Origin of the sequence: Streptomyces virginiae, from assembly GCF_040638905.1 — a bacterium.
Lineage (GTDB): Bacteria > Actinomycetota > Actinomycetes > Streptomycetales > Streptomycetaceae > Streptomyces > Streptomyces virginiae_B.
In genome coordinates, this window is record NZ_JBEZYV010000039.1 from 33,083 (window position 1) to 59,282 (window position 26,200).

Here is a 26,200-nt window from a genome sequence, read left to right on the forward strand (position 1 = left end):
GCAGATTCGAGGTCACACACCGTAGGACCGTTGAGGCGCTGGACTGGTTCCAAAAGGCCGCTTACCGACATCCACCGATGCCCGGGCGGCCACCTCGCTGAAGGGCCAGCGCAGAGGCCTCAGATCGCAGACCTCGGACCGTGGCCTCCAGGCCTGCCAGCCGACGAGCCGGGAGTGCTCCAGGCCCACGCAGGCCTGGTCCTTCTGGCCGCGGCCGTCATCGGTGCCGTCGTGGGCTGCGTCGGATAGGTAGACGTTATCCGACGTGATACCCCCCAGAGGCAGTTCAAGGATTGTTCGTGATCAATGCGGAGAAATCGCCGAACGGGTTCTACAGCTGCTTGCCAGGCCGAATGGCTCCCGCCCACCGCCACCTACCACTGCGCGTACGTCATCGGCTGGGTCGAGACCAAGCTCCGCTGGGACCTGGCCGCCGACGACCGCGAACGCGAAGCGCTCCTCGGACTGGCCGAGGACTGCCCCGACGCCACCGTCACCTACGAGACCGTCCCGGCCGACGCCAAGTAGACGCCCCTACGGGGACATGGCCAGCCGGGAGCCGATACAAAAGCGCATCTCCCCGGCCGCATGGCGGATCTCCTCGGGCTGCGCATCGGCTCGAGCGTCCCGAGGACCCGTTACGTATTGCTGCTCGTGCAGCGGCCCGACTTGCTCGGCGAGGGGGTCGGGGACGGTGTTGCGGACGGGCTCGGCGTGGGGGACGGGTCCAGCGTCGGGGAGGCGTCCGGCGTCGGCGAGCTCGTGCCCGACGGGATGCTGAACGGGACCTTGTAACCGGGAGGAAGGCTGATCCAGCCAGCAGGTTCGACGGCAAACGCGGCCGGCCGGACGTCTTCATGGCCCTTGGACGCCGGGCCGGAGGCGAGCTGGTCGCCGGCCTGGGTCCGGCCGTCCCGGCAGTCACCGGGAGTACCGGTGAGGGAGTCGCCCACCAGGACCGTGGCCACCGCGAGCGCGGCCACCGCCAGCATCGCGGCCGCAGGACGTAACCCGGGACGCGGCGCGGCCCCCCTGCCCATGACCGAGGGCAGGCCCACACGGAAGACCCTCCTTCCCAGGCGTTGCGGCTTGGGCCTGTCCGGCGTCGTAGCGGCCGTCGCCTCGCGGGCTTGGTCGAGGACGTCGTCGGCGTCGCGGCGGGCCTGCGCGCGGATGCCGTCGGCGTCGGTGTACGCGTTCGTACGGATCCGTTCGGCTTCCGCGTGTGCGGCCGTGCGCAGGGACTCGGCTTCGCGGACGGCGTCGTCGTGGATCTGCCGGACCGTGGCCCGCAGGCGCTTGTTCGCCGGCTGGGCCCGGCGCTGGAGCAGCTTGACGTCCTGCCAGTACCCGCGCCACTCCGTCACGAGCGCGGCGTCGGCCCGGAACTTCTCGGCGGCCGGCTTGTCCAGGCCGCTGGGGGCGGTGACGACCCGGACGAACTCGAGGAGTGACTCGAGGGAGGGCAGGCGCTTGCCGGAGAGCATCTCGTTCAGGCCGGTCGTGGTCAGGCGCGGCCGCACGGAGGCGGAGGCGACGGTCGCGTAGGCGGGAGAGCCGCCGGATATGTGGAGGAGGTTCAGCTTCTCGGTGAAGGCGGCCAGCGCGGCCTCGTACGCCTCGATCGCCTCGCGGTCCTGCGGCTCGACCCCGGGTTCTTCGGCTGCCATCAAACCCCCCTGCCTGTACGGAAAAGCCACGCTAGAGGGCGGTGAGGCCGTACGTATACGGATTGCGCCGAACGGTTGCGAACGCCCCGCCCCGTCCGGAACCAGCCCGAACCCGGCCGGCCGAAACGGAGGGCCGTCCGGGACCGGGCGGGCCCGTACGGATCACTGGGAACCCGGCGGCACGGGCGCTCTCCTGGAGTCATGACCAACACCGGTACCACCCCGCAGACACCCGACCCCGCCCAGCCCCCGGCCACCCGCGAACCGGAACCGGCAGCACGGGCGCACCACGTCCCCGACGCCGTGGTCCTGGTCGCGCTCCTCGCCACCTGCGCCGGCATCTACCTCACCGTCGGCGAAGCCGGATTCGCCGGCGTCATCAGCGCCGTCGCCGCCCTGTACGGCACCTGGCGCGCACGCCGTTGAACCCGGCGACGTCCCCTCGCAGGGCCCCGGTCTTCGACCGCCGTCCCCCCCGGGGCCGTGCCTGCGTCAGGTTTCGAGCAGGCCCAGTTCGCTGTCGGGCCGGCACAGCGGGCACGCCACCACGTCGGGGACGGTCAGCAGGATCTCCCGGACGCTCTGCGCGGTCGCCGGACGGCCACGGCTGCCCATCCGGCAGTCGCCGGTGTGCACCCGCTCCGGGGTCCGGCGTACGCCGATGCCGTACTCGATCCACCACTGCGGCGGCTGGGGCGCCGGCCGGCGTCGCGCCTTCTCGGCGTCGGCCGCGCGGACGGCGGTGATCCGCTCGTCTACCCGGGCCAGGGTCAGCTCCGTCCTTCTCGGCGCTAACGGCTGTACGCCTGTCCCCCGACGCCGTATCGCCGGGCCGACCGGGTCCAGGGCGCGGGTCACTTTCCTGATCAGCACCTGTCGGCCGGTAGGCATCAGGCGTCAAGGGCAGACGGAACCTCAGCCACGCTGAAAGTGGAGCGTGACGGTCTCGTGATCCGCCGACTCGCGTACGATTTCCATGTGCCCGCGCGCTGAACTGTATTTTCCGGTTCCACCCGTAATCGCTGCGTCGTTCTCCTTGGGCGGGCCGCCAGTTGCGAAGTTGAGGCTCTGGAAAGCCACTCGGCCTTCGTCCAGGTTGAGGGTGCCGATGCATTGCGTTCCGATGCTGGGGCGGGACTCCACTGAAACCGCTGTGCACTGGACTCCGCTCACCCCGATTTTTTCTCCATCCTGGTAGATGGTGGCACTGCGGACGAAATAGTCTCCCGCGCTGGCCCCTGCCGAGCCCACATCCACTTGATGCTGTTCCGTCACCACAGCCTTCAGCTGCAGCGTTTCACTCGTGCCCGACGATCCGGGAATGACCGAGGTGGCTCCGGCAAGGCTTGCGCCAGTGCACAGCGCTACGAATGCCGCGGCACCCGAGTACAACAACATGGCTCCACGCACGTCTTGACCTCTCCCACGGAATCAATGGCGAAGCGCCGAAGGCGCCCCGGTCATTCTGTTCACCTGGCACGGTGCCCAGCGAGCCGGCTGTGGCAAGCGGATGCACCCGTCGAGGGTTCTCGGCAGTCCGATCGCGGCCCTCCCGAACGCATCGAGCGTTTTCAGCGGTGCTTCTCCATGGTGAGGATGGCTCTGGTGATTGACGTGAGTCTGTTCGGGCTGGTCCGGGCATTGCGGAGGATGCGCCAGGTCTTGATCCGGGCGATGGCTCTCTCGACATTGCTCTGGTCAGCAGGCCCGTCGAGAGCCTCACGCTCGGGTGGGTGCAGCCTCATGCGGGTGTACTCCTTCGACTTCTCCACCCGCGCGTAGTGAGGGCCACCCGGCGTTACACAGCGCTCGCCGGGCTCCCGACCGCAGTCGGGGCAGGCCAAGTCGTACACCCGCCAGGGACGGGGGCGCTGCTGTTGCTTGGCCTTGCGCTGGTCCACGATCGGCTGGAGCCGCTCGTTGTGAGGGATCCGGCGGACTTTACCGGTGCCGCTCTGATCGTCGTCGCGGCACTCCACGCCTTGGCCTGCGTGACAGAGCGGGCAGTCACTCTTGATCCAGAAACGTCGCGCCACCTGCTTGTGCAGGAGCCGTGGCTTCGGCGGCGCCTCTTCGGCGGCGGCCTCCTCCTTGTTCTTCTCTCGCTGCGCGGCCGCCGCCCGTGCCTCGGCCAACCGCGGCGACGGGACGGTAGCCGGTTTCTCGAAGCCCGCCGACGCCATCCAGAACGCCATCTGCCGTGTCTCCCAGCCGTGGAGCAGACTGTCGGCGCCGGCCGCCACCTCGACCAGCTCCTCCACCATGGGGAGCAGCAGTGTTCGTGGAGCATCCCAGGGTGCGCGGCGGAGATCGGCCAGGAGGGTGCGGGCCCGTTCCGCCGCGGCGGACGCGAGAGCGGCCAGGTAGGCGGCGGCCGCGTCCGCGATCTCGTGTTCTGCCGTGGTGCGGTCGTGGCTGGCTTGCGCGTTGACGCGGACCAGGAGCTCGCAGACCTTCGTCTTGGTGCGGGGGCCGGCCAGCTCCTCTTCCAGGCGGGAGAAGTTGCCGCTACTGCGACAGGATCTCAAAACCAGGTCACTAGGGCACTGGTCCAACCGGTGCAGGCCCTCCCGGACCACAGCCCGGCGCGGCTGTGGTCGATGACCGTCCGCCGGCGCATTCCCGGGGGAGAGGCGTCAGTACGAGATGACGACGTAGGAGTCGCCGCCCGGCTCTCCAGAGCCGCCGGGGGCGCCGGGGCCAATTCCGGCGTTGCCGCCGTCGCCGCCTGCGGCACGGCCGTCCGGTGCGGGCTGCGCGGGCAGGCCGCCCTGCCCGCCGGCCTCGAGGACGCCGGGGGCGCCGTCGCCGCCATTTTGGATCGTGCCGGCTCCTGAGCACGTTCCGGTGCCGCCCTCGCCGCCGGCCCCGGGGACGATTCCCCCAGGACCACCACCAGCGCCACCGCCGCCGCCTCCCTGCCCGCCCGTGGCGACAGCCAGGGCTGTGGCATCGGGTGCGAGCAGGGCAGCAGCTTCTCCCGGCTCGCCGTCACCGCCGGGAATGCCGACGGGACCGGCCGTACCGCCTTCGCCGCCGGCTCCGCCTTCGCCTGTGTCGACCGTGTAGACGGTGCCCGGCGTCACCGGCACGGTGCACGAGACGTAGCCGCCGGCTCCGCCTCCGCCGCCTCCACCGCCGACTCCGGGGCCGGATCCGCCGGCTCCACCGCCTCCGCCGCCCGCACCCCAGACCCGGGCGGTCACGGACGTGACACCCGCGGGCGGGATAAAGGTTCCGTCGGAGGTGAACACCACTTCACCGCTGGGCGGGGGGGTGGGCGTCGGGGTGGGGGTGGTTGCGACGACGGGGCCTGAGTGGGCGGCGGCGCCATTCACGCCGACGCTGTCCCTCCCGCTGCAAATCTGCTGGGCAGCGGTCGCACTCGCCGGCCCGCTACCGAGGAGCGGGCCATTGAGGAGGCCGTTCTGGAATGTGACGTGGGTGACCTCAGAGCGCTGATCGCACTCGACCACGTTCGCGCCCGGGCCCCCATCCCCGCCGGCGTAGGCGTGGACGAAGGCACCACCGGCCCCGAACACACTGACGCTCCCGACCACGGCAGCTACCAGAGCAGCCCGGTGAAACTTGCGCACAACATCTCCCTGTCATCCGATTTGTCGCCATGCCCGACGGAGGGAAGTAATGGACATTAGGCGAGGTTTGTGGCCGCTTGACCGCAACACGCATCAACTCGCGAAGAGGTGGCGAGAGCACGACTGGCGACCGGCCCCGCAAGGGCGCCCTGCCTCAGGGCACCGCTGGGCATCACCCCGCCGTGCACACCACAGGCCCCCGGGCGGCCAGCCTTCACCTCTCCCGGGCCCGGTTTTGGAGTCGCACCGTTCAACCGGGCCGCGACCCCGGGTTGGGCGTGCCGGGTCGGGCGTGCCGGGTCGTTACAGGACTCCGGGTAGAAGGCCTGAGGCGGTGGAGAGGAGGCCGCCGAGGAGGCCGCCGGTCGTGGCGGAGGCGCCATTCACGCCGCGGCTGTCCCTCCCGCTGCAGATCTGCTGGGGAGACGTTGCGGTCGCCGGGCCGCTACCGAGGAGCGGGCCATTGATGAGGCCGTTCTGGTACGTCACCTGCGTGACCTCGGACTGCTGATTGCAGACCGTCACGTTGGCGGGCTGGTCCGTCTCCGTATCGCCGTGGGCCGAGGCGACACCGGCGCCGAACACGCTGACACTTCCGACCAGGGCAGCTACCAGGGCAGCCTTGCGAAGCTTGCGCACAGCATTTCCTCTTCGTCCGAGCCGCTACCATCCTTTGGATGGAAATTACAGACCTGGACGTTATGTGAGATTCATGCCCTTTTAAGCGTGACACGCCTACGGCGGGGCCTGCGGGCCTCCTTCCACTCTGACGCCCACCTGGTTCTTGGCCCTGCCGCGTGCAGTCTGCGCGCGCACCGCCTACCCGGGCCGCCTGGGCGCATGTGGTGCCGCTGGATCCGGCCGGCTTCCCGTGCGGCGTGCTGTGCCGATCGTGCAACGTCGCCGGAGCGGCTGACTCACGGCTGACGCACCGCGTGCAGCAGCTCGGGGCCGGACCAGGAACGGCGGCCGCCCGGGCGTCCGGCCTTGTGAACCAGGGCTGTGAGCCGTGCATTCACCGGTGCTGTCAGGCCGTGCCGTTCCGCCATGGCGACGACCTCGCCCTGGAGGTCGCCGATCTCCGTCGCCCGCCCGTGCTCCAGGTCGTCCCACATCGAGGATCGCGCGTGCGCGTCCACCTGGAGGCTGGCCGCGGCGATGCGGCGGAACAGGGCGTCGGGCAGGCGCAGAAGCCGTGGCGTGAGCCGGGCGGGGACGGGGCCGAGCCGGGCCGGACGGACTCCTGCCGCGGCGAACGCCGCCAGCGCCTCCTCCTGGCACAGCGCGAGGCACGTCCGGTACGGGCGCGCTCCCAGCTGTTCCCGGCGGCAGGCCGGACAGCGCGTTCACCGCGTTGTTGAGGTTCATCAGCAGTTTGGCGTGCTGCACCTGCCGCATGTCGTCGCGCGGCTCGACCGGCAGCCCGGCGGCCGTCAGCGCCGCCACGAGCGGGGCCGAGGCGGTGCCGCCGTCGAGCATCAAAGTCCCGCCAGTGCCCTGGTGGAAGGTGTCGGGTGCGGTCCGCACGACGTTGTACGGCACCATCCCCGCGAGCACGGTGACGCCCGGGAGTTCGTCCCGCAGCAGGCGGGCGTTGTGCAGCCCGTTCTGGAAGCTGACGACGACGGCTTTCGGGCCGAGCCGTCCGGCCAGTGTCCGTCCGGCCGACACCGTGGCGGCGGACTTGACGGTGACCAGTACGCAGTCGGCGTCGGCGACCGCGTCCGGCTCCGTCGTGAGCGTCAGCCGATCCCGGGGGACACGGACCTCGGGGCGGCCTCCGCCGCTGAGCGTCACCCCTTCGTGTAGCCCGTCCAGCACCGAGGGCCGACCGATCAGTGTGACGCCCGCGTGCTGCGCGAGATGGCCGCCGAGATAGCAACCGATGCTGCCCGCGCCGAACACCGCGATCCGCGGCCGCTGGTCGCCGGTGGAGTAAGGCATGTGGGCATCGCTCCTGGTTCGCAGTGGTTACGCGAAGGTAGGTGGGAATCGTCCGCGGATCTCCACCAACCAGGTCCGCGCCTACGACCTGCTGCGGATGTTCGGCCGCGAGGGCCACCCCACCCCGCTGGGGCAGGCGTTCGCGGAGTACGGGCGGATCGCCAAGACCGAGCACCTGCTGCGGATGGTCGACCCGGTCGACGACACCTACCGCCGGCAGATGAACCGCCAGCTCACCGTGCAGGAGTCCCGCCACAAACTCGCCCGCGACGTGTGCCACGGCAAGCGCGGCACCATCCACCAGGCGTACCGCGACGGCATGGAGGACCAGCTCGGCGCGCTCGGCCTGGTCCTCAACGCCATCGTGCTCTGGACGACCCGCTACATCGACGCCGCCGTCGCCCAGCTGAAGGCCGAGGGCCACGAGATCCCAGGCGAGGACATCGCCCGGCTCTCCCCGCTCAAGCACCGCAACCTCAACGTACTCGGCCGCTACAGCTTCACCGCCTCCACCCCGGCCGCTGGCGCACTGCGCCCACTGCGCGATCCGGACGCGGCCGGGCTCGGGCTCGATGAGGACGACCAGGAGCAGAGGCCCGCTGGGCGTCTCCTGCCGGGAGCCGGATCGTTGTCCGGGTGGGATGCCGGGCGGGGCACGGCCTCGGTCGAGAAGCTCGTCCTCGACCGTGCCGCCGGCGCGTTCCCGCCCCCGAAGTCAACCTGTAGGAGGAATCCGATGCCGGTGGTGCTTGACGATGAGATCAAACGAACGTACGAAGCGATCAGGGCGGGCGATCTTACATGGGCCGTCTTCGGCTACGTGGGCTACCGTCAACTCGGCGTCGATCACGTGGGCGTGGACTCGGACTACGAGGTCTTCTGCGGCCGATTGGCGACCGATGACGCCGCTGCGCGTGTTGTTACCAACAGTTTCGAAGTGAAGGTGCGTTTCGCTTACCGCCGCTTCGAAGCTGAGGAGAACGGCTCTGAGCGCGCCAAGTACGCCTTGTTCCGCTGGTCCCCGGCGTACACGGAGCTTCGCGAGAAGGCCAAGCTCTCCTCCGACAAGATGAACCTCCAGATGGTCGTGCTGGACTGGGATGCCGAGGTCTTCGCCTCCTCGATGGATGACCTCGCCCACGCCAAGGTCGTGGCCCAGCTCGGAAACTGACAACGACCGGGCCAGGTCTGCACCCGGATTACCCCGGGGTACGGACCGGGCCCGGTTCGTGCGGTGGAACTCGTGGTCAGCCGGTGCCCGCGAAGAAGCGTCACCGCCGCCCACGCCCGGGCCGCCCCGAGCGCGCAGCCCATAATCCCTGCGCCGTGCGGCGCCCCACCACTTCGCCCTCAGCCCACGCAACGACATCCTCACGCACAGATGACCTGGCTCCACCCCGCCGACCACGGCGTTGGGGATCGATCGAGCCGTGGGTATCGCTGAGATTGATCATGGTCTCTGGGGTTGGTTCCGGCCTCGGGGACGGGTTGGGCCGACGGTGGACTGGGCGAATCCTCAGACCGCCTCGGACTGAGGCCGTCAGGCTCGGCGCCTGTGCGGGCCGATGGGTGGCGGGGGCCCGCAGGCACTCGACATCGGAGCCGGGGCTTGCGGGCCAACTGGAGGCCGCGCTTCGGCACTCCGTCCGTCACGTGAGCAGCCGCCATGAGCGACGAGAGGGCGACACATGGCGCCGTCCCGCGCACTGTCCGGATGCCCCAGGCTGCGGCTGCTCGTTTCGGCGACTCTCAGTGTGTCCTGTGGCTCTTCGCGGAGGGCGGCAGAGCCATTCCCAGGAGGGCGTCGATAGTGTCGCCGTCCATTGCACTGTCGAGGTGGAAAGATCGGCGGATCAGGCTGGCGAGCTTTTGAAGATCGAGGCGAGTGCGGGCGATCAGCAGGATCTCACCGAAGAGGCCGGCTGCATGGCCCGGCTTTCGCTCGATGTACCAGTCGAGCAGTTTCACCACGTCGGTCCTGATGTCCCCGAGAGAAGGCTCGCCCTTGCCCCACTTGCGGGCCCTTTCGACGTCGTCGGCGAGGCCGCCGAGCACTGCCTCGATCAGGGTCGTGCGCAGTGCTGAGACGGGGAAGAGGCTTCCGGGGCTGTCGGTCAGGGCGACGGCGGGCCACCAGGCCAGTGTTGCGGCCGCATCGTTGGGCTCGTCCTTCCGTGCGGACCGCCGCTTTGCGCTCTTGGCTTCTTGGTCTTCGAGGCTGTGCCGGATGATCTCGGTCAGTTGGTTGTGGTCGTTTACGAGCCCGCGCGGCTGGGTGGTGCCGAAGGACGTGGTGCCGGCAAGGAGGGTTGCTGGGCCGTGGGTGCTGCGGTACTGCTCGGCCCAGTCGCTTGCGACAGGCTCTGACCACAGCGGCCGGTCGGCCCCCGCGACCGGAGGGGCTGCGGGATCCTGCGAGGCGCCCAGGGAGGCGTACAGCGTGTCTCTGAAACCCCATCCGTAGGTACCTGTCCTCCCCTACTCTGCGGCTATGAACAACCCTGACACCCGTTCCCCCAAGCCTCCTGGACGTATACGTCGGTGGTGGACTAGGCGATCTGATCGCGCAGCGGAAATCCAAGAGTCGGGCAGGCTCACGGCGGCAGTTCGGTGGGCCCTAGGTGTTGCCGGGGCCGCGATGGCAGGAGCCGGAACGTGGGCCGTATTCACCGTCGAAACGGAAGCTGGTCCTGCTGCACTCGTCGTGATCGGTGCTCTCCTGTTCTTTGTTGCCATCATGGGGCGGCAGATCAAGGAAGTCGGATTGACTGACGGCGTCCTCGCCTACGCTGAGCTCAAGAACAGAATCCGCAACGCAGATAGCCCGCAAGCTCGTGTTGATATCGCTACCGCAGCAGCTACCGCGAACCCAGCAATCCAGCACGACCCAGAAATTCAAGAACTGTCTCACGCCGCATACGAAGAAATTGTGGCCGGAAATCTGGTAGAGATATTCGGCCAAGAAGCCGTGCACTCATCTGGCCCTTACGATCGCGGCGTCGACATCACAGTAACGGTGAACAACAAGAAAGCAGGTATTGAGACCCTGTTCGGACTCCCTGACAGGCACCTCAGCGCTCAGCGCCTGCTGAACAAGGTTGAAGGGATGCTCAACGGAAGCCCAGACATGGACGCGGTCATTATCGTGAGCACGATGCACGAACCTCCTCTTTCTGTCCTTGGCGCTGCAAGGGACAGGGCCGCAGCCAACGGAAAGACCTTCCAGTACGTGCGGTGGAACTCAAACAGCGACGGCCCGCAGCTGGAACGAGTCCTTCGGGACCACCTCCAGGCCTGACACGCAGGCCACGGCTTGGACCTTCTTCGGCGGGTACAGCACGCCGCTGCCAGCGGTCGGCATGGTCGCACGCCGCTTGGGCGGGGCGGACGGCGTCACGCCCTCCGACTTCTATCCACGACATCGGGAGCGACAGTGCCCAACAGGCCAGTCCAACACCGAATCGCTTCGCTAGCCGTCGCCGCAGTACGGCAGGTCTGGAATCGCGGGGGCCACGCTGTGGACGAAATCCAAGAAGACTATGGCGAAGACCTTCTAGTTCAGATATGCCTGAACGGCCGAATGGACCCGGCGAGAATATGGGTGCAGGTCAAGGGCACTGAAAGAGACACAAGCAAGAAACTACCGACTGTCTCAGTAAGTTCTGACCAGGTGCTTCGTTGGGCAAGAACCGCTGATCTGGTGGTGGTCGTGCTGTGGGATGTCAACGCGGAACAGGGTTGGTTCATCCTGCCGCAAGACCAATTCGATCAAGCAGACTTGGCTTCGGGTGTCGGCGGCCACAAGTTAAACCTGAAGTTTTCGCGGGAAGTAAAATTCGATATAGACGCGGCTGAGCGCCTCGCATGGGCGGCGCGCATTGAACATGCAAATCGAACTGTCGTCTACGCACGTGCGGGGCTTACCGAAGCAGTAGAAATGAATCTAGAGACCAACAAACATTTCTACAAGGGAATCATCGTTTCAACAGTCTTCAATTTCGCCGTATCGACCATGCTTGTTACACCTGTCGAAGGTGGCGGACGCCTATCCGAAGAATTCATGCTGCTGGTCTGGGAGCACTTCAAAAACGAAGACCCAACCCTCATGGACGAAGCCACGGGTCGAGCCATGATGCTCGCTGTTTTCCAAATGGTCGCTGATTATTCCGCAGGGAATGGCGCGCCTCTCGGAATCGTCAAGGAAACGTGCGAGGTCCTCTACCCTCTCCTCTTCAGCTCCGAACTGCTTGCGATCCTCGCCGGATACACCGAGAAATACTATCCAAAGGGTCAACAGGTCAGGGGCGGCTTCATTTTTCCTGCCGACAGAGCAGAGTCGGACCGTGCCTAACCCGGCTGGCGGCGGACTGCCGGTCGCCGCCAGCCGGGCCGACGTCACCCGGCGCCCGTTGCGGTGGCGCGACGCCTGCGGACCAGTTCTGCGCACAGACTGCCGCCGCCGGGGTGCCACTCCATCGGCGGCACGACGGCCGAACCATGCTCTGCGCACCAGTCGACCGGGACCAAGCCGCCGCAGTAGTGCCACGTGCACGCGCACTCCTCCGCCGAGCCGGCGTACGGCACTCCGTGGCGCAGCACCCAGGCAGCGCTTAAAATTGGGCGTAGGCGTAGAAGGAGGTGAAAGGACGTGAATGCCTGGCACTGGCGTGAGAGCGCAACGGAGCGGGCGGCGAGAAAGCAGCAGGAGGCTCTCGACAGAAATCGAGACTTGGCAGACAACGTCGAGCACATCGGAGGCGGGGTTGGTCGCATCGCTGACGGGTTCAAGGACATGCGGGCGGGTAGGTCCAGTTGGTGGCGGCGGGGTCGGTGAACCCTTGACGCGGCCTGAGACTGAGGTCATCGAGCCTGGCTGACTGGCCGGGCTCTTCGTTGTCCCTAGGGGGTGCGTTCGCGCCGGCGCAGTGTCGGCGCCTGGTCGCTGGGGTTGGCGAGCATCCGCCGGACGGTCTCCGGGTGCCAGCGTTCCCCGCGCTTGGGCCGGATGTCCTCGGCCCCGCCCGCCCGCCCTTCCGCAGCACCCCGCAGGCCGGCCAGGCCAGCGTCAGCCGCAGGCCCCCCGACCCCGGCCGGAACCGCTCGATCACCCGCACCTCCCCCGGGACCGCCAACGGCCCTGTGCCCGGGGCAGCCAGCCGGCGCACGGACGCCCCGAACCCTCCCGCCACCAGCCCATGGTCATGGAGCGGGAGTCCGATCTCTCGCCCCCCACCCTTCGACCGACCAGGAGCCCGCATGTCCATCGAGCTCGACTTCCCGGAATTTCCCTACGCGGAACCCCCCGGCGGCATCACCTGCTGGCAGAAGCCCTGGAATGGCGTCCTCGTCCTGGTGGACCAGATACCTTTCAAGACCGGCGACAAGGTCACCTTCCACATCACGGTCTGCAGCGACGCCACCGGGCAGACCGCTGGTGCGGAGATCCAGGGTGTCGCGAGCATCACCGCTGACACCACCTCTGCCAGCTACACAATCCCCTGGGACGGCGTCCTGGACGCCGTCACCGAGGGTTCCATCATCGCCTTCTACACGCTCACCCCCGTCGACGGCAGCGCGTCATCGACGTCGCAAGAAGCCATCGTCCGGTACTCCCGTCAGCGGCCCGGCGGCGCCGTTTGCGGTCCGGACAACTGAGCCCTGTGGGCCAGGTCCTTGCACCAGCTGCTGTGCTGCGAGGCGGATCCCAATATCGTTCGTGCCCGCACCACCTGGCAGCCGGGGATCAGCTGTGGGGTTGCGACGTGCAGGCTTCCAGGTAGGCGATCCAGTCTGTTGCTGCGCGGCGGCGCCATTGTGTGGCGGTCACGACGTGAAGGCCGAGGAGTGGGGCCAGGACGGCTGGAGGGAGGTCTTGGGCGAGTTGGGTGAGCGCGGTGTTGCGGGCCGGGCGGATTGGAAAGCTGAAGGTCGCCTTGCTGGCCCCGCACCGTGGAGTGCGCGAGCGGAGAGGCGCCGGACGGAGAAGTAGACCTCAACGTCCTTCGGGGTCCACTCCCATGGGTACGTTCCGTTGAACAGCGCGAACCGGCGCACCAGACTCAACTGGTCCTCGATCGTCTTCCACCGCATGTCAGCGCGCGGCGGGGAGCGGCCGCGCTACTCCGAGCCAGGTCTGAGAATCCCTGGCCCTCGCCAACAGCCCGGCTCTGCTGCTGCCGCGTCCATCCCGTCAGCATCGCCTCGAAACATCGCCGAAGCCGGTTCCAGCGCCCGGACGTTACCCGGCACGCCCAGGCTGATCGCGCCCGGCACATCGACAGGAACCACACCAGCTCCCACGGCTGCGTCAGATGCAACATCGTGGCGTTGAATCGGTATCTCCCGAGGCAGAAGGCCCCACCATCACCTGAACGAGCGACCGGCGCACCCGGCCGGCGGGGTCGTGGCGGGTGAGGATGAGGAGTTGGGGGCGTGCGAGGGTGCCGGTGATGGCGCCGATGATCGCTTCGGTGGTGTTCCCGCGTCTGATCTTGGTCCCGGCGCGGTCGCGGGCTCCGGGCCGGTAGCGCTGGTTGAGGGCTTTTACGACCAGGCCCTCGACGCCGGTGACGTCCGTCCAGTCCTCCAGCCACTCCCTGGCCTTGTCCGGGTCGGTGGTCATGGGGCACAGGGTCCACGGGGCGGTCAGTGCGCGGGCGGCGAAGAGGACCTCAAGGCGTCGGCGGCGCTCGGTGTAGGCCAGCGCCAGCAGCTCGATGCCGTCGATCTACAGGGCGTCGAAGGCGATGAAGAACGCGGGGGTCTTCGCGGCGAGCGCGGTGGCGGTGCGGCCGCGGGCGGCGGCCCGGCGCTGGAGGGCTTCGAAGGACAACCGGCCGGCTGCGGTGTCCCAGACGACGAGCTCGCCATCAGGACCAGGCCGTCCGGCAGCTGCTCGGCGGCCGAGACCAAATCGGGGAACCGGTCCTGGACCAGGGATCCGCGCCGGGTCTGCAGGAGCAGGCGGCCGTCGGGGCCGGTGGGGGTGTCGCGCGGTGGCCGTCGAACTTCTGTTATGCGCTGCTGGGCAGTCCGCCGCTTCGGCATCGGGTCGCTCGGACCATGCGTGCGGAATCGGCTCGCCTCTGATCAAGGACCCTGGCACTCTGCCCCTCATGCAGCATGTAGACCCCATCGACCAGGCGCGACGTCTCGTCCGCAGCCGTTTCCCCGACGCGCTCTCCGTGGTCCTCTCCGGCTCCACGGCTACCGGAAGAGCCACTGCCAGCAGCGACCTGGACATCGCGGTGCTCATCGAGGACGGCGGCGTGACCTGCCGGGAGACGATCCGGTTCGAGGAACGTGTCGTAGAACTCTTCGTCCACACCCGTACCGGTCTCCTGGAGCTCTTCGCCGCAGACATCGCCGCACGGCGGGCGGTACTTCAGAACATGTATGCCTCAGGTCTCGTTCTAGTCGACTCCAACGGCGAGGCCGGGCGCGCTCGCGCGCTGGCCGAAGCGGACCTCCGTAAAGGTCCGCCCGCATTGGAACCAGAGACAGTCGACACGAAACGCTACGGTCTGACGGATGCGCTGGACGACCTCGCTGACGCGAGCGACCCCATCGAGCGTCTGGCCGTGGCCGGGTACGTGGTCAGCGCCGCCGCCGATCTGCTCTGCGACCACCACCACGCGTGGATCGGCGGCGGGAAGTGGTTGCCCCGCCGCCTATTGGAAGCCGACCCACAGCGTGGAGCCGCCCTTCTCGAAGGACACCGCCACTTGTGCGGCTCAGGCGAGCCCACAGCACTGATCAGCGCAGCGTCGACAGTGCTCGACCTCGTCGGCGGCCCCCTCCGCGAGGGCTACCGCAGGACCTGGCACGGCACCATCGACTCGGTTGCCGCGGCACACTGACACAGACTTGCCACCGCAGCGGACACCGGACAGCTGGCCACCCTGTCCAAAACTTCTGCTCTGCCGCGAAGCCGCTCGCCAGGACGCCGGAGCCGGGGACGGGCTCGGCGGCCTGGGCGAGCATCGGCTCGAAGGGCGGGGTGAGAGCCACTCGAGGATGGCCTCCTTGACCCCCGCTCCGGGCCTGGCACCCGACAGCCTCCCCCGGGACAGTCATGGAGGGGGCGGGGTCACGGCCAGAGGGTCCTGCCTCGTCAGGCTCCAGGGTGAGCCGGCTGCTTCCAGCAGACGCGCTCGCTGCCATCATTGGGGTAGAGCCTCTTCCCCTGGCTATCGCAGGGTAAGAGGTGTCGTTGGCGCGGACAGGCTTGCCCAGTAGGGCTGACCTGGGACAACGGGCGATGTCCGATTTGCCGGGCTCCCAGTCCCGGTCACACCTTCGGTCCCCCGCTGAAAGCAACCGTCCAGGCAACCGTTCATACCCCTTCCGGTGCAACCCTCTCCGCGGCTGCCGTAGGCCGGGGAAGGCACGGCGTGGGCCAGGCCGAGTCCCACCTCCAGGCCGCCCACCGCTCCGCCTGCGCGAAGCCCCCGGAGCGTTCGGCGAGCAGCGCCAGGACCTCACCGCGGGCGGCGTGCGCCCGCGAGCTCCCACCGGCCAGCCGCCATCGCCTCGAACGCTACGGGACAGCCCTTAGGAACGCCCCAGCGCGGAGCGGAGGGTGATTCCATATAGATTCCGCAGGCGCCGCACCTCCCATACGGACAGGGCCGTCACCGACAGGGGTCCGCCGAGGAGGAAGGCGGTGAGTACGGCCGCCGGGGCGGCAACATCGGCGTCGTCGAAGAACTGGAGCACGGCGAGCGACCACACCAGCAGCGGCGAGATCAGCGGGGGCAGCAGCTCGTGTACATCGGCGGTGCGGAAGCAGGAGTTGAGGCCGGTGACGGTGGCGAACAAGGTGAAGCACACCGCAGCGACGAGGCCGACGGCGCACGCGACGCCGCCCACGATGAGGATCAGGGCGAAGACGAGGCCGCTGATGATCGTGCCGAAGGTCTTCCCGAAGAAGCCGAACGTGATGTCGTTTCCGCCCAACCACTGCCCCACCGGGATGTCACCGCGCAGGAAGGCGAGCATCAGCCAGATCATGACCGCCCCCAGGAAGATCGCGCCCACCGCGCGTAGGGGCCAGATGAGCCGGGACACGTACAGCTGGCCCAGCGGGGACCGGGCGCCGAGGATGAAGACGGCGATGCCGACAAACCCGGCTACCAGCACGATCGCGCACCCGAGCACGAGGTCTTCCAGTTTACCGAGGACGAAGTCCTGGCGCCCCGTACTCAGGGGGTAGGCGAACACCAGCCACAACGTGGCACCCATGCCGAGTGCTGTGCGCAGGAACTGCATCCGGCTGATGGCCGAGTCCTCGACACGACCCGGCCGGGTCGGGCTGGTGAGTGCGACGGCGAAGTTGACGGGGCTGAAGACGGCCGAGCGCACCGCGCCCAAGCCTTGCTGAGTGGTCAAGTTCGTCCCCCCGAAGACACTTTCGATTTCGCGCCGACCACTCTAACCGATTGTGATCACTTCATCGTGCCGTGCCCGGATCCGCTCCACCTGACCAAGAGGCCGTGCGAATGGGTGTGGTTCGCGGCCAGATCCTTCAGTTCTCGTCCCGCTCCCGGCCTCTCCAGTCGGGAGCGTCCCTTCACCGAGGAGCCGCCCAGTTCTGGGAAGACGGGACTCCCGACGCGGTCGCAATCGACGAAGCCGTGCAGCTGGCGAAGGAATTCAGCACGGACGACTCCCCGGCCTTCGTGAGCGGCCTCCTGGGTCGTCTCAAAGAACTCCAGCCGAGCCTGCGGCGCGACGAGCGAGTGCACCCCTGCAACCACCTGCCCAGCCCCCTTCCGGTGCAACCCTCACAGTGGCTCAGCGGGAGGCCTCCCAGCCTTAGGGGCCGACGCCTCGCCACTCCACGAAGTCGGGGTCAGTGAGGTCCACGTCCTCGGCGTTCTCCAGGCCGGCCGCCGCGAGGAAACCCGGATGTCGGCCGGGCGGTGCGCGACGCCGATGGCGACGCCGTCGTAGCGCACCCGGCGCCAGCCCTGCTCGTCGGGCGGGTAGACGATCAGCTTGGCAGCCATGCGCCCAGCCTCTTGCTGTCCCTGCCCACCGGCACCCGGCCGCGCGCGAACGGGTGACGCCCGCCCCCGCCGCAGCTCGCGGACTACCGCACCGGCGCCTGCGGCCGCGGAGTACGTTCGGGAGTACGGGGTGCGGCCCTGGCCACCAGGGCCGCGACGGGGGCCGCACCCCGACAGAGCTTGCCGACCGTGCGACGCCCGCGGCTTGAGCCAGTTCCCTCGTGCGGGTGGACCCGGGGCCAGCGACGAACCGGTCCGGTTCCACCGCCGTCGCAGGGCTCATGAAGCCGATCGACGAGCAGCACATCGCGGAGCCCGGCCTGGTGGTCCTGGACATCACCGGCAGGGACGAGGACACCGTCCGGGCCGTCATGGCCGCGCCGGAAGAGCGCTGGGCCACATCAGGCGTCGGCCCAGAGCGCAGGGATCCCGGCGAGCCCGGCGTCCGGGCTCGGATCTACGCCGACGTCCTGCGCCCAGGACGGGGCGGCCCGTGAGTGGAGCCTGGGCAAGCCCTTCGTGAAGGGCTTGCCCAGGGTCGCCTAAGGCTTGCCCTGACGCTCAGGCTTCTTCGTCCTTCACCCCCCACACGGGATACGCCCGCCCGGTGCCATGGCAGTGGCGGCACGATCCGTCGCCTCCGGAGGAGCCGTGCGCGTTGATGTTGTCGACGGCATCGCGCAGGAGCCGGGCGAGGCCGTCGACGTGACCGGCGTGGAGGTCGATCTGGTGGCGCTTGCTCCAGCGCGGTCCCGGGCGTGGCTGTGCCCAGTTCGTGGGTGATGCCGTGGGTGACTGTCGTGATCAGTTGGTGGAGCTGGCTCATCGTCTCCCCGCCTGATAGGTCCACTCGCGCGGTGAAGCCGATGTCGTCGGGCTGGGTGAGGGAGAGGAACGCGTCGGGGCGGTCGGAGGGTTCAAGTCGGCCGACGGGCTCGCCGTGGGCGCCGTGGAGGGCGGCCAGGGCATGCCACATGTCTCCCGGGAGGCTCGGCACGAGCCCGGCGTAGGACTGCTCGTTTCGTCTCATGGCCCTGGTGTACGGCCGGCGAGGCGGCCTCGGCCGGCTCCGGGCCGCCGCGTTCCAGACGGTGCGGTCACGACCTTGGAAGGCGTCCCGTCCTGCGGCCTGGACGCCGGGCAAGCCCTCCATGGCGGGGGCTTGCCCAGCCGGGACGTGACCGGTCAGCGGCCGGGCATGACCGATCCGGATCCCGCGATCGGTCAAACAGCACGTCAGCGCCGTGACCGGTCCATGCAACTCCCGAACGGCCGGTGACCGGTCATCGGTCACCGGCCAGCCACGGCCGCGCCCTGTGGCAGGGGCTGACGGTGACCGATGACGCCGCCCGGCCCGCCCAGTGAGGGTGGGCAAGCCGGTGTTCGGGGGTGGCTTGCCCAGGCTCCCCTTGGGCTTGCCCGGCGGGCGTCGCGGTCAGCCGCGGCGGCGGAAGAGGCCGCGGCCCGGCCCGGCCGGCTCCCGGTCGTCCTCGAGGGGCCGCGGCACTGCGGCCTGGAGGCGGGCGGCCTGTTCGCGGGCGACGTCGTCGGCGTGGCAGGTGCCGCACACGCTCAGGTCCCCGGCCGTCCAGGCACCGCCGCGCGCCGTGGTCTCCTCCCAGCGGTCGTCAGTGAACCTCCGCCCGCACCGCTTGCACACCGGCCGCTGGGCCTCCCGTTCGGCGGCCTGGCGCTGGGCGGCACGCTCGTCGGCGCGGGCCATCTGGTGGCGGTAGAGGGCGTCGCCGTCGGGGTTGTTGAGCGCGGCCGTCAGCGTCTGCTCGCCCTTCCGGCCGAGCCGCCGCCACACCGCCCCGTCGGCGCCGTGCTCGTGGAGCTGCTTCAGGGTGGTCACGACAACGGGCACCGCCTGGCCGTAGTCGAGCGCGGTGATCCCCCGCTCGAAGGTGTCGTACCGGCGCGGCGCCCAGTAGCGACGGCCGGCCTCTTCCAGCACGGCGACCGTGTTGGCGACCTTGGCCTCGGTGGTGTCCGCGAACACGAACGCCACCGGGGGCAGACCCTCCCTGCCGGTCGGCGGGTAGAACCGGCGCCACAGCCGCCTCTCGTGGTCGACCGTCTCGATCGCGTCCGGCCGGGACCGGACCAGGTCCACGGTGCGCTTGTCTGCGCCCGACGGCAGCAGCCGGCCCCACTCCCAGTACCGGCACAGCTTCTGCACCAACTCGTGGGCATCCTCGGTACGGCGGTCGACCTCCACCAGGAGCACCGGCACCCCCGACATCGGCGCCCGCACCATCAGGTCCGCCCGCTGCACGAAGCTGTTGCCCAGCCGGTGCCCGATCTCCGTCTGGAAGCCGAGCCGGTGGCCGATCCCGGCCCGGTGGAGCTCGGCGGCCGTCGAGGTGACCGCCGCGGCGTGGTCGTCGTATCCGGTGCCGAGCAGCTCCCCGGTGTCCGGGTCGTACTTCGCCTCGCGCAGCACCGAGACCCGTATCCCCTTCGGCTCCAGCAGCCTCTTCGCTTCGCTGTGTCCGCGTTTGGTGAGCACCCACACCTGCCGTTGGTCCTCCTGAACCGACTCGATCCTCACCAGGTGGTGGTCCTCCAGATCCAGGAGGTTGTCCCGCGTCAGCTTGTCGTGCTTGTTGCCCGGACGGGTCAGCTTCCACAACTGGTCGGGCGTAGCCCTCTGGAAGATCCCCAGCGCTTCAAGCAGTTCCCGGCGCCTGGGCCCGGTCGAAGTCCTCCTGTGCTGGGGACGCCTAGGTACATGAGGGTTGTCGGACCTGCGGCGACCCCTTGCCCGCCCGGTCTGACCTGCGGATACGCCCCGCTTGGCGGGACGGGGCGTGGAGGGGGTGATGGAGGGGTCCACGGAGGGGGTCTTCCGGGCCTGTTCGGGGGTCTGCTCGGGTTCGTCGGCGGTGCTCGCCACAGGTGCTCCTGGAGGGTGAGGGCGGGCCTGTCCCGCCATTCACCTGCTACAGGTAGGTTTTTCGGCCTCGGTGTGACGCCGCCCCTCGGAAAACCTCTCCGCCGTGACCTCATCGTGATCAACCCGGTGTGACGACGCAGCTTTGTTGGCAAAGAGTGGTGCGGGTGGTCGCGGGTCCCAGCGCTGTGTCGCTGCGTAGTCGGCAAGGAAGCCGCAGGCTAGTTGGCAAGATGCCGTCACGTTGTGTGACCTGGTTGCGCAAGGACCTTTCGCGCCTGACAGGACAGCCTGTGCCCCGGGCAAAAGGGAGGGGCCTGGCTCCGAACGCCGGCGGAATCTTCAGGCGGCTGCCGCGAGGGTGGTGGCCGCCTGGCCCCGGCGTTGCTTGCGGGCGGGTTGTGCGTACGGGGGGCTGTCCCGGCCTGGTAGCACGTCGTTCTGGCCGGTGCGGGAGGGTGTCATCGCGAAGGGGGGCGCACTCCAGTCCTCCGTACTCTCCGGACCCATCCAGTCAACCAGAACCTGTACCTCTACCAGTAACCAACAACCCCAGTCCCGCCTCCCGGACCACTGCCCCCGCCCCAGCACACGCCAGAACCCCAGCCCCGGATCTCGCCGGACCGGGGGTTCTGTCAACTCAAGCCGTGACAGTTCAGTGAACTACGGGCCGTCGAGGTGGAGCCGGAAGTCGAAAAACGGACAGCACTGCTGCTCGGCCGCCACCAGTTCCGCCACGCGCGCTGCCTGGGCGACGGGCATGGTCAGCCGCAGCCCGTCGGACACCGTAGTCCGCACGGCGCCGTCGACCGCCCCGCGCCACTGAGCGGTCCGCTCTCGTGCAGCCCGTCGCCGGTCAGGGAGCAGGCCACCGGCGCCGTCCGCAACCCTTACGCCTCGGCGGCCTGGCGGATGGGCGCCAGCATCACGCCCACCCGCCTCGCCCCGGCAGCCGACGGGGTGAGGGGAAGCCGCACCCGGGAGCATGGGACTCGCGCGATCAGGCAGGGCGTCCACGTGCTGCAGAGCCGTGTATAGGGATGCGGTGAACGCGGCCAGCTCGGCTGCTCGAGACTCGGCCCCGGCCAGGCGGGCAGCGATCCGCGGCCGCAGGTCCGCCTTCATGTCCCGGCAGGCACCGGCCTCCCACACCCCGAGCGGCTCGCCAATCTCCTGCAGCTGCAGCCCGAGGTGCTTTGCCGCGATTGCGGCCGCAGGGGAATCGGCGCACCAGGTGCGGGCGGAGGTGCGGATGGTGCGCACCCGGTGCGGTGCGGGACATCGTGGTGCGCCCGAGAGTGGAGCCCACCGTCCATCAGTGCGCACCGCGGTGGACTCCACCCGGTGGAGTCCACTGAGTGGAGCCCACCGGGTGGATCCCACTCGATGGGCTCCACCCGGTGGTCGGCTCCGGGCGGTCCACTCGGTGGACGATGCCTGTCGTCGTCACCACAGCCAGGCGTTCGAGTGCCGCATCCGGGACAGGGCGCGGGCGTCGCGGCGGGCGGCGGCGCTACCGATGCGGTTCTGTCGGGGCCGGGGCCGGCGCGCCTGGGCGCCGTAGAAGCGTCGGACGTCGGCCGCCTTGAGCCTCTTGCGCTGCTTGGCCAGCTCCTCCTTCCTCGCCTTGATGGACTTCGGCTTCCGGGGCCGCTGCCAGATCGGCTGCCAGTCCGTCGGCGGCGCGTACGCCTCGGCGCGCTTCTGGGCGGCCTCCTTCAGTCGGGCGGCAATGGCTTCGATCCTCGGGTCCGCGGGCGGCGTGGTGGTCACGCGATTCCTCCGGTGGGTGGTGTCTGCCCCTGTGCGGGCTGGACGGGCTGCTGGGCGCTCGGCGGCGGGGCCGCCGCCGTGGCGTGCTGGGGTGAGGGGCGGCGGGCGGCGGCGCGTTCCCGGATCCCGGCCTGGAGCCGGGCGGCCATCTCGGCGGCGGCGGCCTCCAGCGTCCGGCTGGTCAGCTCCACAGCGGCGACGTCCGTCATCGGCTTCAGTTCCCGGCCAGCCCTCCGCCCCGGGCGCAAGCTCGGGCGCGGGCTCGGAGCGGTCGGCACGGTGACGGTGCGCGGCCGGGGCCGGGAGTTCAGGCGTTCCGCGCGACGCATGGCGTGGACGCGGGCGGTCAGCGCCCCGGCGGCGAGACGGGCCCGCTCGTACGGTGCGGCGGACCGCTTGCGGGTCAGCGCGCGGAGCACGGCCTGGTCGTCGGTGTCGTGCGGGTACAGGGCGCGCAGGTCGGCGGTCATCATCCGTCGGCTTGCCGGGCGGGTGTAGCCGTCGATGGCTGCCTGGACTATCTCCTCGTCCAGGCCGGGCTGGTGGAAGTGTTCTCCACCGTTTGGAACTCTCACGAGAGTCTCTGAAGCCGGGCACTCAGGCGCGGTAGCAGCGGACTACGACCCGGTGTGCCGGCCACCATCAGCCTGAGCCCGGCCCAAGGCCGCACATACCTGTCTCCCTCAGGAACCAGTATCGGGGCAGACGACGAACCGGACCCGCGATACTTTGCCGAAGCCCTGCCCAGCCCGCCCCCCGTGCTAGGTCCCGGGAAGCTCCGTTCAAGATCGGGGTAGACGTCGGCGCACGGTCTTGCCGCTCGCAGCCAGGAACTGCTTTAGCGCAAGATTGTGCCGTTCCCAGAGGGCGGCATAGTTCGCATCGTCCGTCTCCCCTCGACGCCAGCAGCTTCCCAGTTGCCGACCTGCCCTGTTCAGTTGCTCCAGAGATGACAGAAGAGCTTGGTCTTTCGCGAGAATATTGACGCGAGCAGTGGCCATCCGCAATGCAGAAAGGTCCCAGTCAGCAATTCGCCCTTCTATGCCTAGATTTCGCTCTTCCCAAAGGCGATCTCGGAATTCTGTAGATGATGCGGCAACTACGGCACATTGTTCCAATAGGAGTTCCGCCATACGCGTTCGTCCTTCCGAACGCTTTGCCCAATGCTGGCCCAGGAGCGCAATTGCGGCCCCGGCAACGGTTGCTAGCAGTGTCGCCCATGCACTCATAGAGCCGTTCTTCCCTTGCCGAGTACTACGTACGCGTTGGAGGCCCCCCTGCCGCGCAAGCCTCGCCCCCCCTTGCTCTGTCCTGGGCGAGGCCTTTCCTACCGGGTGCTGGACGGCCCCTTCGGGGCCGCCCAGCAATGAGAGTGTTCACAACTACTGGGAGAAAAGGGCGGCCGCGCAGGACGTAGGCGATGTGGCGGCGGGCTTCGGCGAGGAGGTGGTGGTGCTTGAAGCCTCCGCGCATCACGTACACCACGGCGACGACGTTGACGGCCGCCAGCGCGACGTCGACGACCGGGCGCACCCGCGCCCATATCGCCGCGGCCGTTGCTCGGGCGCGCTCCGCTAGCCCGGCGACGACGTCGGCTCCGTACGCCCGGCTCGCCCGAGTCCCGCCAGGCGGCGCGTAGCTGGGAGAGCGAGCGCAGCTCCTTGCGCTTGGGTGAGCGGGTCTGGTCGGCGGCCTGGCAGGCCAGCGCATAGGCGGCCCACTCCCCCGGCGGATGCCCCTGCCGCTCCTCGTACTCGGCCACCAGGACGGGGAGGGCGTCCTCGATCTGCTGGCGGCGGGTGGACTGCCAGCCGATGAGGCGCTGGTCGATCCCGGCGATCTCCATGACTGGGCGGCGGCCGGGCGTCACCTCGCGCGGCTCCCACGCCCACCCGAGCCGGGCGGTGACCTCTTCCATGAAGTGGAGGGTGTAGAGGGTGTCGGCCGCGACGATGTTGGCGAGCATCGAGTCGGCCGACAGGTTGCCCCACGTCCCTGCTGTGTCCGGGCGCCGGGCGCGGATCGAGATGACCGCGTGGTCGTGCAGGAGCGGTTTCGACTCGGCCGCCCGGGACTCGTAGTGCCGGAACACCGCGACGATCAGGCCGTCCCGGATCGGCCTGCGCTGCTTGCCGCCGGCCTTCCAGCGGATCTGTGCGACCGCGTCCTCGAGCCACGCCAGCGTCTTGGCCCGGGCGATGTCCTGGCACAGCTCCAGCACCCGGCGGGTCTCGTTGTCCCCGAGCGGGGTGCGCATTCCACTCGGCGCGCCGCCCGCTGCGCCGACACAGCGCGGGGAATGGGTGGCGCTATCTCTTCCGCGGTGTGATGGTCGGCGGACGGCCACGGCCCTGTGGGGAGGCCGCTGCGCGCCGCCCAGGACGAGGCCGGGGTCCCGCCCGGCGTCTGGAAGGGCCAGGGCCTGGCCGCGGTCGGCCTCGTGGCCGGGGATGTAGTGACCGAGCGGCAGGCCGAACTCCTCCTCGGGGAAGGCCGGCACCCGGGCGCCGACCGGATCGAGCGCGAGCGCCTGGAGGCGGGCGACACCCCGGCGAAGGCGCTGCGGGCAACGGTGCTGGGCCGCCCGATCGAGCACAACCAGTCGCCCGAGACCGAGAAGGCGAAGGAGCGGACGCCCTGGCTGGCGATGGACTTGGTCTTCCGGGCCCCGCCGACCGTGCACGCCGCGTGGGCTGGTAACTGCTTGCCGGAGTTGCTAGATTGAACGCGTTCAGTTGAATGTGTTCAATTCTTTCGGAGGCGATCGTGCAAGCCACACAGGACCGGGACGCTGCTGTGCGCGTCCACCGGCTGCAATTGGGGTTGGCCGTGGCTGCCCTCGTTGTCGCGGCGCCCGTCGTGGCCTGGGGGTTGCAGCAGTACCTCGGCGGACTCTTCGTCATGACGGGCCTGGTGGTGGCCGTTCCGCTCATGCTCTGGCGTGAACCGAAGGGCTTCGGCCGCGCATGCGCGACCGTCGGGCTCCTACTCCTCGGGTGGGGGGTGTTGGCCGTCCTGGCAGGGATGTTCCTGTTCTGGCCCTCGGCCATGCTCCTCCTGTTCGCCGTGTTCGCCGATCCGCTCCGTCGTCGACCGGTCGTCGTCAAGGTGATGGCCGGCGGCGGCGTCGTGGTGACGGCGATGTGGCTGGTGGGCTGCGTCATCTTCGCCTGGCAGTCGTACGTCGGTCCCGCCCTGGCCGAGCCCCACACCTACCGGGCCGAGACCAGCCCGGGCTGGTTCATGCCGCTCGGGGACGCCAGAACAAGCCCCGACTCGTTCAGGAGCAACCTCGGGGACGCCCAGGAGCGGCTGGAGCCGCTCGGGGCTACATTCGTGACGGGATCATCGTCCGACGAGGGCTCCTACCTGGAGGTCCGCTTCCGCGAGGGGCTGTCCGGGACGGAGCGCACGGCCCTGAGGGAGGAGATCGCGCGGCTGCCCGGCATCGTCGACGTCCAGCTCTGCTCGGTGTCCGACTGCGGCTGAGGCACCCCCGCCCGGTTCCCGGAACGCGGTCAGGACAGGACGCGCAGGGTTGTGCCCCCGACAGCCTGACCGGTGCCCGTCGTAGGGCTCGTGATGTCAGGTCCCCACGTGCCGAACGCAACCACCACCGTCACCCCGGGATCGTCACGCAAACATTCCCGCAAGTGACAACCAGAACGCACATCCCTCGCAGTCCAACCCCCGGGCACAGCCGCGGTGAGGTGCTCGGCGACCTGCCGGGCGGCGGCCGGGCGCAGCGGTACGGTGCGGCCGACCACCCCACAGGTGGCCGCCGGTATCGTGGCGGCCGAGGGCGAGGAGTTGCGGGCGGGTCTGGGTGCCGGTGATCGCGCCGACGATCGTCTCAGTGATGTCACGTCTTCTGATCTTGGTCCAGCCGCGATATCCGGTCAGATAGCGGCTGGTCAGGGGCTTGACCAGGCTCCCCTCCACGCCCGACACGTCCGTCCAGGACTCCAGCCACTCCCGCGCCTTGGTCAGGTCCGTCGTCATCGGGCAGAGCATCCACGGCGCCGTCAGGGCGTACTCGGAGAACAGGTTCTCGCGCGGTAGCCCTCGAGCTTCCGCTCGGCCGCGAACCCGCTCGCCAGGACGCCGGAGCCGGGGACGTACTCGGCGGCCTGGGCGAGCATGGCCCGAAGGGCCCCGGCGATCTATTGGAGTTCCGGCGGCGGGCCGGCCTGGACCCCGGACACCGGCGACGCCTGAGAGCAGCAGTGCGGTGACGGTGCTCCTGCAGGTCGCCTTCCCGTTCGTACTCTTCGGCAGGCTCAAGTACCCCGTTCTGACCGTGCTGCTGGG

25 protein-coding genes and 4 pseudogenes are annotated in these 26,200 nt (G+C 69.2%); 12 read left to right on the plus strand and 17 right to left on the minus strand.

The window, feature by feature from the left end; all coding sequences use genetic code 11:
- Nucleotides 1-306 precede the first annotated feature (306 nt).
- Nucleotides 307-528 carry a hypothetical protein gene (locus tag AB0F82_RS33140; protein ID WP_362634290.1) on the plus strand — a complete coding sequence of 74 codons (222 nt, stop codon included), beginning with the start codon at nucleotides 307-309 and terminating at the stop codon, nucleotides 526-528.
- A gap of 110 nt (nucleotides 529-638) precedes the next feature.
- On the opposite strand, the gene AB0F82_RS33145 is transcribed toward AB0F82_RS33140, so the two are convergent.
- Complete coding sequence (locus AB0F82_RS33145; RefSeq protein ID WP_362634292.1) at nucleotides 639-1,670, minus strand: hypothetical protein; 1,032 nt, start codon at nucleotides 1,668-1,670, stop codon at nucleotides 639-641.
- A gap of 201 nt (nucleotides 1,671-1,871) precedes the next feature.
- On the opposite strand from AB0F82_RS33145, the gene AB0F82_RS33150 reads away from it, so the two are divergent.
- Nucleotides 1,872-2,096, plus strand: a complete 225-nt coding sequence (locus AB0F82_RS33150; protein ID WP_362634295.1) for a hypothetical protein — start codon at nucleotides 1,872-1,874, stop codon at nucleotides 2,094-2,096.
- 66 nt (nucleotides 2,097-2,162) lie between these two features.
- On the opposite strand, the gene AB0F82_RS33155 is transcribed toward AB0F82_RS33150, so the two are convergent.
- The 7 genes and pseudogenes from AB0F82_RS33155 to AB0F82_RS33185 all read right to left on the minus strand — a co-directional run.
- Nucleotides 2,163-2,543 carry a DUF6233 domain-containing protein gene (locus tag AB0F82_RS33155; RefSeq protein ID WP_362634298.1) on the minus strand — a complete coding sequence of 127 codons (381 nt, stop codon included), beginning with the start codon at nucleotides 2,541-2,543 and terminating at the stop codon, nucleotides 2,163-2,165.
- 42 nt (nucleotides 2,544-2,585) lie between these two features.
- Nucleotides 2,586-3,068 (minus strand): allene oxide cyclase barrel-like domain-containing protein, encoded by a 483-nt coding sequence (locus tag AB0F82_RS33160; protein ID WP_362634301.1) that lies wholly within the window; start codon nucleotides 3,066-3,068, stop codon nucleotides 2,586-2,588.
- 173 nt (nucleotides 3,069-3,241) lie between these two features.
- Nucleotides 3,242-4,225: a hypothetical protein gene (locus tag AB0F82_RS33165; RefSeq protein ID WP_362634304.1), complete on the minus strand. Its 984-nt coding sequence runs from the start codon at nucleotides 4,223-4,225 to the stop codon at nucleotides 3,242-3,244.
- A gap of 81 nt (nucleotides 4,226-4,306) precedes the next feature.
- Entirely contained in the window at nucleotides 4,307-4,876 is a 570-nt protein-coding gene (locus AB0F82_RS33170; RefSeq protein ID WP_362634307.1) for a hypothetical protein, read from the minus strand.
- A 693-nt stretch (nucleotides 4,877-5,569) separates the two neighbouring features.
- Complete coding sequence (locus tag AB0F82_RS33175; RefSeq protein ID WP_362634308.1) at nucleotides 5,570-5,905, minus strand: hypothetical protein; 336 nt, start codon at nucleotides 5,903-5,905, stop codon at nucleotides 5,570-5,572.
- 278 nt (nucleotides 5,906-6,183) lie between these two features.
- Complete coding sequence (locus tag AB0F82_RS33180; protein ID WP_362634349.1) at nucleotides 6,184-6,582, minus strand: ketopantoate reductase C-terminal domain-containing protein; 399 nt, start codon at nucleotides 6,580-6,582, stop codon at nucleotides 6,184-6,186.
- Nucleotides 6,583-6,805: 223 nt separating this feature from the next.
- Nucleotides 6,806-7,210: pseudogene (locus AB0F82_RS33185) on the minus strand (2-dehydropantoate 2-reductase N-terminal domain-containing protein); the annotation flags it as partial.
- A 64-nt stretch (nucleotides 7,211-7,274) separates the two neighbouring features.
- On the opposite strand from AB0F82_RS33185, the pseudogene AB0F82_RS33190 reads away from it, so the two are divergent.
- A pseudogene (locus AB0F82_RS33190) lies at nucleotides 7,275-7,766 on the plus strand (Tn3 family transposase); the annotation flags it as partial.
- A 180-nt stretch (nucleotides 7,767-7,946) separates the two neighbouring features.
- Entirely contained in the window at nucleotides 7,947-8,381 is a 435-nt protein-coding gene (locus AB0F82_RS33195) for a hypothetical protein (RefSeq protein WP_362634352.1), read from the plus strand.
- 578 nt (nucleotides 8,382-8,959) lie between these two features.
- Here the strand turns inward: AB0F82_RS33195 and AB0F82_RS33200 are convergent.
- A complete protein-coding gene (locus AB0F82_RS33200; protein WP_362634311.1) occupies nucleotides 8,960-9,265 on the minus strand; it encodes a hypothetical protein in 306 nt (101 codons plus the stop codon).
- A gap of 583 nt (nucleotides 9,266-9,848) precedes the next feature.
- On the opposite strand from AB0F82_RS33200, the gene AB0F82_RS33205 reads away from it, so the two are divergent.
- The 3 genes from AB0F82_RS33205 (at nucleotide 9,849) to AB0F82_RS33215 (ending at nucleotide 12,865) form a co-directional block, all read left to right on the plus strand.
- Entirely contained in the window at nucleotides 9,849-10,508 is a 660-nt protein-coding gene (locus tag AB0F82_RS33205; protein WP_362634314.1) for a hypothetical protein, read from the plus strand.
- A gap of 135 nt (nucleotides 10,509-10,643) precedes the next feature.
- The gene (locus AB0F82_RS33210; protein WP_362634316.1) at nucleotides 10,644-11,561 is read left to right on the plus strand and encodes a DUF4365 domain-containing protein; all 918 of its coding nucleotides are present in this window, start codon (nucleotides 10,644-10,646) and stop codon (nucleotides 11,559-11,561) included.
- Between the two features lie 905 nt (nucleotides 11,562-12,466).
- Nucleotides 12,467-12,865, plus strand: coding sequence for a hypothetical protein (locus AB0F82_RS33215; RefSeq protein ID WP_362634318.1), 399 nt, complete (start codon nucleotides 12,467-12,469; stop codon nucleotides 12,863-12,865).
- 652 nt (nucleotides 12,866-13,517) lie between these two features.
- On the opposite strand, the gene AB0F82_RS33220 is transcribed toward AB0F82_RS33215, so the two are convergent.
- On the minus strand, nucleotides 13,518-13,937 hold the full coding sequence (locus AB0F82_RS33220) for an ATP-dependent DNA ligase (protein ID WP_362634355.1): 420 nt from the start codon (nucleotides 13,935-13,937) through the stop codon (nucleotides 13,518-13,520).
- A gap of 388 nt (nucleotides 13,938-14,325) precedes the next feature.
- Here AB0F82_RS33220 and AB0F82_RS33225 point away from each other — a divergent pair, with 388 nt between their 5' ends.
- Nucleotides 14,326-15,069, plus strand: a complete 744-nt coding sequence (locus tag AB0F82_RS33225) for a nucleotidyltransferase domain-containing protein (protein ID WP_362634321.1) — start codon at nucleotides 14,326-14,328, stop codon at nucleotides 15,067-15,069.
- A 694-nt stretch (nucleotides 15,070-15,763) separates the two neighbouring features.
- On the opposite strand, the gene AB0F82_RS33230 is transcribed toward AB0F82_RS33225, so the two are convergent.
- A complete protein-coding gene (locus AB0F82_RS33230) occupies nucleotides 15,764-16,600 on the minus strand; it encodes a hypothetical protein (RefSeq protein WP_362634323.1) in 837 nt (278 codons plus the stop codon).
- 110 nt (nucleotides 16,601-16,710) lie between these two features.
- Here AB0F82_RS33230 and AB0F82_RS33235 point away from each other — a divergent pair.
- A pseudogene (locus tag AB0F82_RS33235) lies at nucleotides 16,711-16,947 on the plus strand (transcription antitermination factor NusB); the annotation flags it as partial.
- Nucleotides 16,948-17,501: 554 nt separating this feature from the next.
- A complete protein-coding gene (locus tag AB0F82_RS33240) occupies nucleotides 17,502-17,717 on the plus strand; it encodes a DUF6207 family protein (RefSeq protein ID WP_362634325.1) in 216 nt (71 codons plus the stop codon).
- A 938-nt stretch (nucleotides 17,718-18,655) separates the two neighbouring features.
- Here the strand turns inward: AB0F82_RS33240 and AB0F82_RS33245 are convergent.
- The 5 genes and pseudogenes from AB0F82_RS33245 to mobF form a co-directional block, all read right to left on the minus strand.
- The gene (locus AB0F82_RS33245; protein WP_362634326.1) at nucleotides 18,656-19,855 is read right to left on the minus strand and encodes a hypothetical protein; all 1,200 of its coding nucleotides are present in this window, start codon (nucleotides 19,853-19,855) and stop codon (nucleotides 18,656-18,658) included.
- A 924-nt stretch (nucleotides 19,856-20,779) separates the two neighbouring features.
- Nucleotides 20,780-20,914 (minus strand): hypothetical protein, encoded by a 135-nt coding sequence (locus AB0F82_RS33250; RefSeq protein WP_362634328.1) that lies wholly within the window; start codon nucleotides 20,912-20,914, stop codon nucleotides 20,780-20,782.
- 648 nt (nucleotides 20,915-21,562) lie between these two features.
- Nucleotides 21,563-21,889, minus strand: a complete 327-nt coding sequence (locus AB0F82_RS33255; RefSeq protein ID WP_362634331.1) for a hypothetical protein — start codon at nucleotides 21,887-21,889, stop codon at nucleotides 21,563-21,565.
- The gene (locus AB0F82_RS33260) at nucleotides 21,886-22,464 is read right to left on the minus strand and encodes a hypothetical protein (protein ID WP_362634333.1); all 579 of its coding nucleotides are present in this window, start codon (nucleotides 22,462-22,464) and stop codon (nucleotides 21,886-21,888) included. The genes AB0F82_RS33255 and AB0F82_RS33260 overlap by 4 nt, the downstream gene beginning before the upstream one ends.
- Before the next feature lie 811 nt (nucleotides 22,465-23,275).
- A pseudogene (gene mobF / locus AB0F82_RS33265) lies at nucleotides 23,276-24,146 on the minus strand (MobF family relaxase); the annotation flags it as partial.
- 96 nt (nucleotides 24,147-24,242) lie between these two features.
- On the opposite strand from mobF, the gene AB0F82_RS33270 reads away from it, so the two are divergent.
- Nucleotides 24,243-24,614, plus strand: coding sequence for a relaxase domain-containing protein (locus tag AB0F82_RS33270; protein WP_436842234.1), 372 nt, complete (start codon nucleotides 24,243-24,245; stop codon nucleotides 24,612-24,614).
- 104 nt (nucleotides 24,615-24,718) lie between these two features.
- Nucleotides 24,719-25,378 carry a hypothetical protein gene (locus AB0F82_RS33275; RefSeq protein WP_362634335.1) on the plus strand — a complete coding sequence of 220 codons (660 nt, stop codon included), beginning with the start codon at nucleotides 24,719-24,721 and terminating at the stop codon, nucleotides 25,376-25,378.
- Nucleotides 25,379-25,522: 144 nt separating this feature from the next.
- On the opposite strand, the gene AB0F82_RS33280 is transcribed toward AB0F82_RS33275, so the two are convergent.
- On the minus strand, nucleotides 25,523-25,891 hold the full coding sequence (locus AB0F82_RS33280; RefSeq protein WP_362634338.1) for a hypothetical protein: 369 nt from the start codon (nucleotides 25,889-25,891) through the stop codon (nucleotides 25,523-25,525).
- Nucleotides 25,892-26,200 lie beyond the last annotated feature (309 nt).

Coding starts and splice junctions, on each gene's coding strand:
- AB0F82_RS33205 (WP_362634314.1), top strand. CDS start 9,849: ATGGCAGGAGCCGGAACGTGGGCCGTATTCACCGTCGAAACGGAAGCT.
- AB0F82_RS33280 (WP_362634338.1), bottom strand. CDS start 25,891: ATGACGACGGACCTGACCAAGGCGCGGGAGTGGCTGGAGTCCTGGACG.
- AB0F82_RS33215 (WP_362634318.1), top strand. CDS start 12,467: ATGTCCATCGAGCTCGACTTCCCGGAATTTCCCTACGCGGAACCCCCC.
- AB0F82_RS33195 (WP_362634352.1), top strand. CDS start 7,947: ATGCCGGTGGTGCTTGACGATGAGATCAAACGAACGTACGAAGCGATC.
- AB0F82_RS33145 (WP_362634292.1), bottom strand. CDS start 1,670: ATGGCAGCCGAAGAACCCGGGGTCGAGCCGCAGGACCGCGAGGCGATC.
- AB0F82_RS33160 (WP_362634301.1), bottom strand. CDS start 3,068: ATGTTGTTGTACTCGGGTGCCGCGGCATTCGTAGCGCTGTGCACTGGC.
- AB0F82_RS33240 (WP_362634325.1), top strand. CDS start 17,502: ATGAAGCCGATCGACGAGCAGCACATCGCGGAGCCCGGCCTGGTGGTC.
- AB0F82_RS33225 (WP_362634321.1), top strand. CDS start 14,326: ATGCAGCATGTAGACCCCATCGACCAGGCGCGACGTCTCGTCCGCAGC.
- AB0F82_RS33150 (WP_362634295.1), top strand. CDS start 1,872: ATGACCAACACCGGTACCACCCCGCAGACACCCGACCCCGCCCAGCCC.
- AB0F82_RS33140 (WP_362634290.1), top strand. CDS start 307: ATGCGGAGAAATCGCCGAACGGGTTCTACAGCTGCTTGCCAGGCCGAA.